Origin of the sequence: Thalassoglobus neptunius, assembly GCF_007859735.1 — a bacterium.
In the GTDB taxonomy this organism is placed as follows: Bacteria; Planctomycetota; Planctomycetia; order Planctomycetales; family Planctomycetaceae; genus Thalassoglobus; species Thalassoglobus neptunius.
In genome coordinates, this window is sequence record NZ_SIHI01000088.1 from 1 (window position 1) to 7579 (window position 7579).

The 7579-nt window shown below is 51.9% G+C and carries 5 protein-coding genes and 1 pseudogene; 2 read left to right on the top strand and 4 right to left on the bottom strand.

Annotated elements, in window-relative coordinates; translation table 11 throughout:
* The first annotated feature begins 315 nt into the window (after positions 1 to 315).
* Positions 316 to 417: a PEP-CTERM sorting domain-containing protein gene (locus KOR42_RS28155; RefSeq protein ID WP_449353763.1), complete on the top strand. Its 102-nt coding sequence runs from the start codon at positions 316 to 318 to the stop codon at positions 415 to 417.
* A pseudogene (locus KOR42_RS28160) lies at positions 405 to 524 on the top strand (DUF1501 domain-containing protein); the annotation flags it as partial. The gene KOR42_RS28155 and the pseudogene KOR42_RS28160, both read left to right, overlap by 13 nt.
* A 38-nt stretch (positions 525 to 562) precedes the next feature.
* On the opposite strand, the gene KOR42_RS25310 reads toward KOR42_RS28160, so the two are convergent.
* The 4 genes from KOR42_RS25310 to KOR42_RS25325 form a co-directional block, all read right to left on the bottom strand.
* Positions 563 to 1096 (bottom strand): hypothetical protein, encoded by a 534-nt coding sequence (locus KOR42_RS25310; RefSeq protein ID WP_146512593.1) that lies wholly within the window; start codon positions 1094 to 1096, stop codon positions 563 to 565.
* A 59-nt stretch (positions 1097 to 1155) separates the two neighbouring features.
* Complete coding sequence (locus KOR42_RS25315) at positions 1156 to 4611, bottom strand: efflux RND transporter permease subunit (RefSeq protein ID WP_146512594.1); 3456 nt, start codon at positions 4609 to 4611, stop codon at positions 1156 to 1158.
* A gap of 9 nt (positions 4612 to 4620) precedes the next feature.
* Positions 4621 to 6033, bottom strand: coding sequence for an efflux RND transporter periplasmic adaptor subunit (locus KOR42_RS25320; RefSeq protein WP_197441587.1), 1413 nt, complete (start codon positions 6031 to 6033; stop codon positions 4621 to 4623).
* A gap of 163 nt (positions 6034 to 6196) precedes the next feature.
* A complete protein-coding gene (locus tag KOR42_RS25325; RefSeq protein ID WP_146512595.1) occupies positions 6197 to 6646 on the bottom strand; it encodes a hypothetical protein in 450 nt (149 codons plus the stop codon).
* Positions 6647 to 7579: the final 933 nt, after the last annotated feature.

The following is a 7579-nucleotide window of genomic DNA, read 5'->3' on the forward strand; positions in this document are numbered from 1 at the left end:
CAAAGACGAAATAACCTGTACCGACACTCCCGGCCGAGACGCTCACATCCCTCCACCGGGTTCCTTATCAACAACAGCGCTCCGTTTTTCGCCCGTCGAGCGCTACGTTTTCTAACCGATGTCTACAACGTCGCACACAGATTTGAAATTGGGTTGAAAACATCTCAAGGTTATGGAAGCATCAGCAGCATCAATTTTGGAAGTACATTTAACTTGTCGACAACAGGCGATGTCTTCACCATTTACGGCCCGAACGCCAACGAGATTTCCGTGAATTCCATCGACGCGGGAATCGTCAATAATCGTTTTGGTTCCGTGACAACCGTTCCGGAACCGTCCTCCATGGCACTGCTGGGACTTGGACTTCTCGGAGTGCTGGGGAAAAGCATTCGACGGAAACCTGAGTCGAGGGGTTGAGCGAGTCGTACGAGTTGGCGTTTCGCATGCAAGACGCAATGCCCAAACTGATCGATACATCGAAGGAGAGTACGAAGACTCTGGCGATGTACGGAGCAGACGGTTCACCTTTCTGAACGAGAGTGCCAAATTCTACGTGTCAATTTCAGTGTTCGGGGTCCTGAGCGACTTCGCTGAAGTTGCCGGCATAAGGTGTTCCGTCGACCAACCCACTGATCGTGCCTTCATATTCCGTAACAGTTGCCAATTCTTCATGCGTCCCGACGAAGCGAGAAGACTGTCCGTCTCCTTCTCCATCCAGGGGCATGGGCAAGAGTTCTAGCAGCAGAGAGGGCTCTTTAATATTGAGCAGTACTGATCCTGCCGCGATTGGCTCGGGGGATTTTTCGTCGCTGCCGAGAATGTAAACCGTTGCTTCTTTTTTGTCGTGATCAACCGTGAACTCAACGTGGTACGCTCCACCACCCCAATCAGCGACAGTTCCCCCATGGGGACCAGGACCATGTGCGTGGTCACCTTCGCCACCTTCGCCATCTTCACCATGATCGAGGTCATTTTCTTCCGACTGAGCTGCTGCATTTTCGGCGGACGACTCTTCGGCAGGTTTAATGCCACATCCTACGACGAACATGCCCAACGACAGAGCGGCAATAGTAAGTTTCCAATGAGAGGTTTTCATGATTTATCCTTTTAAGAACGAAGTCATTCCGCAGACTCTACGGAATTTGTGAAGTGTGGTTATGGAACGATCTCGTTGTCCGATTCGTCCAACCTGGCAAGCTTCAATGCATCTTTGCCACTGAATTTCCAGAAAAGCCCCGGATGGATCAGGAACTCACAGAAGGTTGATGTGAGCAGGCCACCCAAGATGACGGTCGCGACCGGATAGAGAATCTCACGACCTGGTTCTTGACCACCGAGAACCAGAGGCAACAGGCCGATTCCAGCTGTCAAAGCGGTCATCAGCACTGGGGCCAGTCTTTCCAAGCTGCCTCTGAGAATCATCTCTTTTGAAAAGTCTTCTCCCTCTTCTTTCATTAAGTGGAAGTAGTGAGTCACTAGCAAAATGCCATTGCGGACAGCAATTCCTCCGAGAGAAATAAAGCCAACGAGACTCGCGACTGTCAGCGACTGATTCGTTAAGACGAGTGCTATTACTCCTCCGACAAAGGCTGTGGGAAGTGCATTTAGAATCTGTAAGACAACTCGCACCGATGGGAAAAGCACTAACAGAACGACAAACATTCCGATCACAGAAACACCTGCCAGCACAACGATTGTCCGTGTGGCCCGCTGCTGACTTTCGAATTGACCGCCATACTCGATGAAGTAGCCTTCGGGCAGATTGACGCGAGTATCCACTTTCCGTTGGATCTCAGCGACGGCGCTGGCGAGGTCACGATCATGAGTATTGCACCGAATGACCATGCGACGGCGCGCGTTCTCTCGATTGACCGCGTTCGGCCCGGTGCCTTGTCCGATGTCGGCAAGTTCTTGGAGTTCTACTTGACCGCGGTCTTCAGGCAGATCGATTCGCAATCGCCCGAGGTTGGCATAGTCGGTCCGGTATTCTTCTTCGAGTCGAACCAAGAGATCGAAGCGACGCTGGCCTTCCAGAACTTCTGAAAGGATTTCACCTTGCAACGCTGTTTGTAAAATGTTCGCCACATAGGCGCGCGTGACGCCGTAAAAGGCTAAATCTTCAGTTCGTAGCTCGATATGTAATTCCTCCGTCTGTTGAATCGGTTCAATGACAGGAGGAGTGATTCCATCGATGGTTTGAATTGTCGTTTTTACTTCTTCAGAGAGTTGTTGCAGCTTGTCGAGATCATCTCCAAAGATCTTGATCGCGATCTGTGCGTAGACTCCTGAAACCATATGGCTGATGAGGTGTGCCAAAGGTTGTTCGACTTCAATAGAAATTCCGGGAACTTCCTCCCCAAGATCATCGAGAAGCGTTTTGAGGATTTCTTCTCGTTCGTGTTGTGCTTCCGGGTTCATGCTCAGGATGTATTCGCCCGCGTTCACTGGAGAAGCATGTTCGTCCATCTCAGCCCGGCCTGTTCGGCGGACGAAATGCAGTATGGCGCCGTCCGGGTTCTGCTCTGATCTCTGCATCTCTCTGAGCTTTTGGTCAATCAGCCCCGAAGCCTGGTTGGAGGCATCCAGAGATGAGCCGGGTGGAAGCGTGACATTGATCTGCACGCTCCCTTCGTCGAACTCTGGCAGAAAGTTCCGTCCGAGTTGAGCCATCTGCCATCCTGCAAAGACAACAGCGATCCACGTCAGGAGCAGGAGGAATCTTGGTGCGGCCATGCTTAAACGAATCAGGTAGCTCGCCATCCATTTCAGACTGCGAAGAAGCAGCCCATCTTTTTCCGCATGAGCTGCTTTTGATTGAGGGAGCAAGTAGTAGGAAAGAACTGGTGTGACAGTCAACGAGACGAGGAGCGATGCCAGAATCGAGACGATATAGGCAACCCCAAGTGGAGTAAAAAGTCGGCCTTCGACACCGGAAAGTGCAAACAGCGGTAGAAAAACGAGAATCACGACCGCTGTTCCGAATACTATCGCGCTACGAATTTCCTTACTGGCTTCGTAAACAACTTGAATCGGGGAACGTGGCTCAGCGAGCGAGTTGTTCTCTTTCAGTCGCCGAAAAATGTTCTCGACGTCCACAATGGCGTCGTCGACGAGTTCTCCCATCGCAACGGCCAGGCCCCCGAGTGTCATCACGTTGATAGAGAGTTCAGTCCCGGAGAGATAGCCGAGCAGGCGAAAAACCAGCGTTGTAATCACGAGTGAAAGCGGAATCGCTGTTAGCGTGATAAATGTGGTCCGAAAGTTCAGCAAGAACAGGAACAGCACGATGATCACCAGAGTTGCTCCGATGACGAGCGCTTCGCCGACGTTGAAAATCCCGCGGTCAATGAATTTCCGCAGCTGAAATAACTCCGAGTTAATAACAATATCGGCGGGCAACGAGGATTCGGCATCATTTAATGCGGCTTCGAGACGGTCTGTGAGATCACGTGTGTCGACGTGTGGTTGTTTCACCATCGTGAAGACGACTCCTGGGCGTCCATTGACACTCCCGTCACCCCGTTTAAATTCAGCTCCTTCGACGACACGGGCGACTTCGCTGAGGAGAATTGATCGCTTCTCATCGCTTTTCACAACGATATTCCGGAGGTCATAGACCACTCGATCGGACTCCGGCCCCAGTCGACCGAGAATGCGAATGGGACGTTCCGTTTCTCCTGTGACCGCGAATCCTCCACTTGTATTAATATTGCTCTCGTGTAATGCCTGTTCGACCTCCTGCAGGGTCACGTCGTACTCAAGGAGTGCAGTCGGGTCGATGCGAACTTGATACTGCTTCTTATCACCTCCGAGAATAAAGGCCTCCGCGACGCCAGTCACTTTTAGAATTCGCGGTCTTATCACCCAGTCTGCCAAAGTTCGGAGGGCTAGCTGTTGCGATTCTTCGGACGGGAAATCGACTTCGTGCGTGACGCCGTCGATGGTGATGGCTGCACGTCGATGGGATGATCCTGATGATCGAGGAAGCCATTCGTCGCCCTGTTCGTGCCAGGCTATGCTGTCGGGTTCAATTGCCTCCCAAGAGCTTGGCTGATGCCGGTCAGTGGGACGCCAGAGAGATAACTTCTCGTCCTCCTGATCACGATTAGCGAGTTCGGCCATCAGGTCGGTTTTGCCGATGGGAAACAGTTCGCCCCCGTTGGGACCTTCCTGTCGATAAATTCCTGCAACGACGATTTGCCCCATGATTGATGCGGGCGGAGTCATTTGTGGAACAACTCCCTCTGGAAGAACTCCGCTTAGAGTGAAGAGCCGCTCTTGAACGGTTTGCCGTGCAGATTTAATTTCTGTGTCCCAGTCGAATTCGATGTAAATGACGTTCAGTCCTGCTGCCGACTGACTGCGAACTGCCTGGACACCACTCGCCCCCAATAGTGATACCTCAATCGGGAGAGTGACGAGGGTTTCGACTTCTTCCGTTGCGAGTCCAGGGCATTCAGTGATGATGATCACGCGCGGACGATCGAGATCCGGAAACACGTCGATCGGCATCTGGGTGGCCAGATAGGAACCGTAAAATAAAAGGGCAACGCTGATCACGACGACCAACATGCGGTACTGGAGTGCGAATCGAATAATGGCGTTGAGCATCGTGCTTCCTCAATGGCTGGCGTGAACGGTTCCGTCTGCATGAACGTGAACGTCAGCCCGCATACCGCTCGCGGCTTGAGCTTTCAAAACACGATTCAACGAAGCTGCGGCACTCTGTGCGAAGTACAATCCCGGAGCAATGCTGCCGTCATTCGCGAGGACAGTGTTTAACCGATCCTCATGGAGAATCTGGACCGGGACACGATTGAATAAATCGCCATTCTGCTGAAAGATATAAGCTTCCGGGCCCTCTCTTACGACTGCTGCGCTGGGGATAACAATGACACCTTTAAGTTCCTCAACCGGGACATGCAGACGTACTCGTTGTCCGGGACGGAATCTCCAGACGACAAATGTCTCGTGGTTTTGCTGATAGACTCGCGATTGATTTAACAGCGCAATGTAAAAATCAAATGTTCGACTTTCCGTGTTGATTGCATTCGAGAGGTAGCGAATCTGGAATGTCTGCTCGAGTGCTGGCCAGTGGTCTTCAGCGTCTTCGGCAAAATCAACGTCGATCTGCCAGCCATGTTGAGCAGCATCTTCGAGGTAGGGGGCTTCTCGTTTGAAAGCATGTCCCTCGATGTAGAGGGAACTGTGGTCGGAGAGTGTCGAGAGCAACTGTCCGGCTTGGACCTGCTGTCCAAGTTCTGCATGTAAAACTTGAACTTCATATGCGATAGCTTCCCCGTCGTCTCCAGACTTCTGAAATGCCACACCTTGAATCTCTGTGTTCTCCGTTGGCTTCTCAGCTGACGGAGGAGCGACAACTTCGACTGTTGAGACAAACTCGCCTCCTGCCACGCTGCCAATCTGCTCTGGAGTCAGCCCACGCGTGAGCAAGTCCTGGCGATGGGCTTGGATAATGGCTTCCTGTCGCCGCAATTGGTTTTCCAGATCAATCACTCTTGACCGAGCAACTCCACCATTTTCTGCCAACGGGCTGAGGCGATCGAGTTGCTCCTGCACCAACTGAACCTCTTTCGTCGCACCGAAGAGTTCCTTCTGCGTATTCTGCAGATACTCACTAATGAGTCGCAGATCGAAGAGTTTCTCACCGGGCCGAACGGTCTCACCCGGAAACGCATACACCTTTGTGACAACTCCCACCGCAGGTGACGTCACGCCTCGATCAGACCTCCCCGGCCTGTCGACGATGACTCCTGGAATCTGGACTTTCCTCCAATACGTCTGCACCAGGGCTGGTTTGGAAGCGAGGTTGAGATTCTTCCGAGCCTGCTTGGAGAGCTTCAACACTTTCGGTTCTTCGACCGGCGCAGAGACCTCTTCCTCGATATGGTGTTCTTCTTCCTGTTTCACCAACAGGGGGTTCCACTCATCCTGAGTGAAATAGGCGGCCGCTGCCAATCCACCGACCACGATCACAACAACTAGAAAACGCAACACTTTCCAGATCTGCATAGCACACAACCTGAGCGACAGTCGAAGAGTATCCGACAGCGAAAAAGGGGGCAGAAGAAAGCCTTCAGCATGATGCAGAGATGACCGGACGTACGATCAAAATGCACAGCGCGACACAGAAGAGACTGCTTGAAGGCTCGGCAAAGATGTGACCTGGCAGAGATCAACAGCGGATAGAGAGTGTCCGCAAGAAGAGCGCGCACTTGGGACGCGACATGTCGAGAGTATCACCAAGCAGTCGATTCTCGCCAAGTTCTGATAAAATCAGATCTTCCGTGGAATCAATCTGTGAAAACATCAGCGTGCCATTCAGGAGCTGATTCCTCACTTCGCGATAGCTGGCTGAAGTCGGATCGACCTCAAATGCACTCGAGTCGTGATCAATGTCCGAGGTAAAAGACAATCCCCCACTCAACGCATCATGAAGATGATCATGCGGGATCTTTTCTTCCAGACGACACGTCTGCTGATGCCAGTGCAAATGGAAATGCGGACGCAAGTGGTGGTCTCGCGGCTCAACAGTCGATGTTCCTTCATGCGAATGAGGCACAGCCATAATGCTCTGACTCACCAGCAAGTTAAGGATCAGGAAGATCGACAATCCGCGGGACATTGGACCACTTTTCGACAAAGGGAAGTGTTTAAACTCTAGACGACAAAATCGCTTTGGTCAATCTCATTCGTTGTTCGTGCTCCCAGGCAAGATTCGACATCCGAATTCTCTGAGTTCATTCACCACTCAGTCTTCGATCGCGCAAGCTGCCGCGTGGCTGGCGATCAAGTCGATACGTTTCTCCGGACATACGCCCATTGGATCGACCAGGATCACTCCGAAGCTGTGGAGATGATGGAAGAATTCAACGAAAAAACGAGCCGATTCACACAAAGAATCATAAGTTTAGAGCGGTCCAGCCGGTAGGAGATACGGACGAAGTCGGAGAATTGCAAATCGCATAATTCACCTAGTTCCCTGAGAACTCAATCGGCATCATTCTGAACTGCCGCACACGACAGAATGCCTGGGAATCAAGGGGTCGCAGGTTCGAATCCGGTCATCCCAACTTGACCGGGATCATGTTACTTTGGCCATTCACGGACGAGCGATCTTTGCATGATTCGTGATCGCAGCGAGTTTCTCTTCGCTCAGGACGGTACGTTCTGTGTCATGAACGCGGCCCGGTTTTAATGGGTAGCAACTCAGCTCCGCGTCATTGCCTAAAAGGCAGCGGCGGGGCCTGACTGCAGAGTTGGAAAAATTTATTGCACCAAGAGGCAATCCCCGCCACATGGTTGCTGGCACAGAAGGAAGTTCGAACATACTAAACGGTTTTCATCCCGGTGACGGCTTCCAAAGCATCGCCGGGCTGGTCACTTCAGCGGCAATTCAGTCTCAGAGGCTATCCGGAAACTGAGGTTTTTTGAAAGTCTGGTTTTGTTCACACTTTGCGGTTCATCAACGCAAAGGAGTGCACGGTGTCCGAGGCGATTCGAAAAGCGTACCCAAGTGACCTGACTGACCTTCAGTGGGAGATGATCGAAATGATTC

Excerpts from the sequence above, each read along its gene's own strand:
- KOR42_RS25310 (WP_146512593.1), bottom strand. The coding sequence starts at position 1,096 with ATGAAAACCTCTCATTGGAAACTTACTATTGCCGCTCTGTCGTTGGGC.
- KOR42_RS25315 (WP_146512594.1), bottom strand. The coding sequence starts at position 4,611 with ATGCTCAACGCCATTATTCGATTCGCACTCCAGTACCGCATGTTGGTC.
- KOR42_RS25320 (WP_197441587.1), bottom strand. The coding sequence starts at position 6,033 with ATGCAGATCTGGAAAGTGTTGCGTTTTCTAGTTGTTGTGATCGTGGTC.
- KOR42_RS25325 (WP_146512595.1), bottom strand. The coding sequence starts at position 6,646 with ATGTCCCGCGGATTGTCGATCTTCCTGATCCTTAACTTGCTGGTGAGT.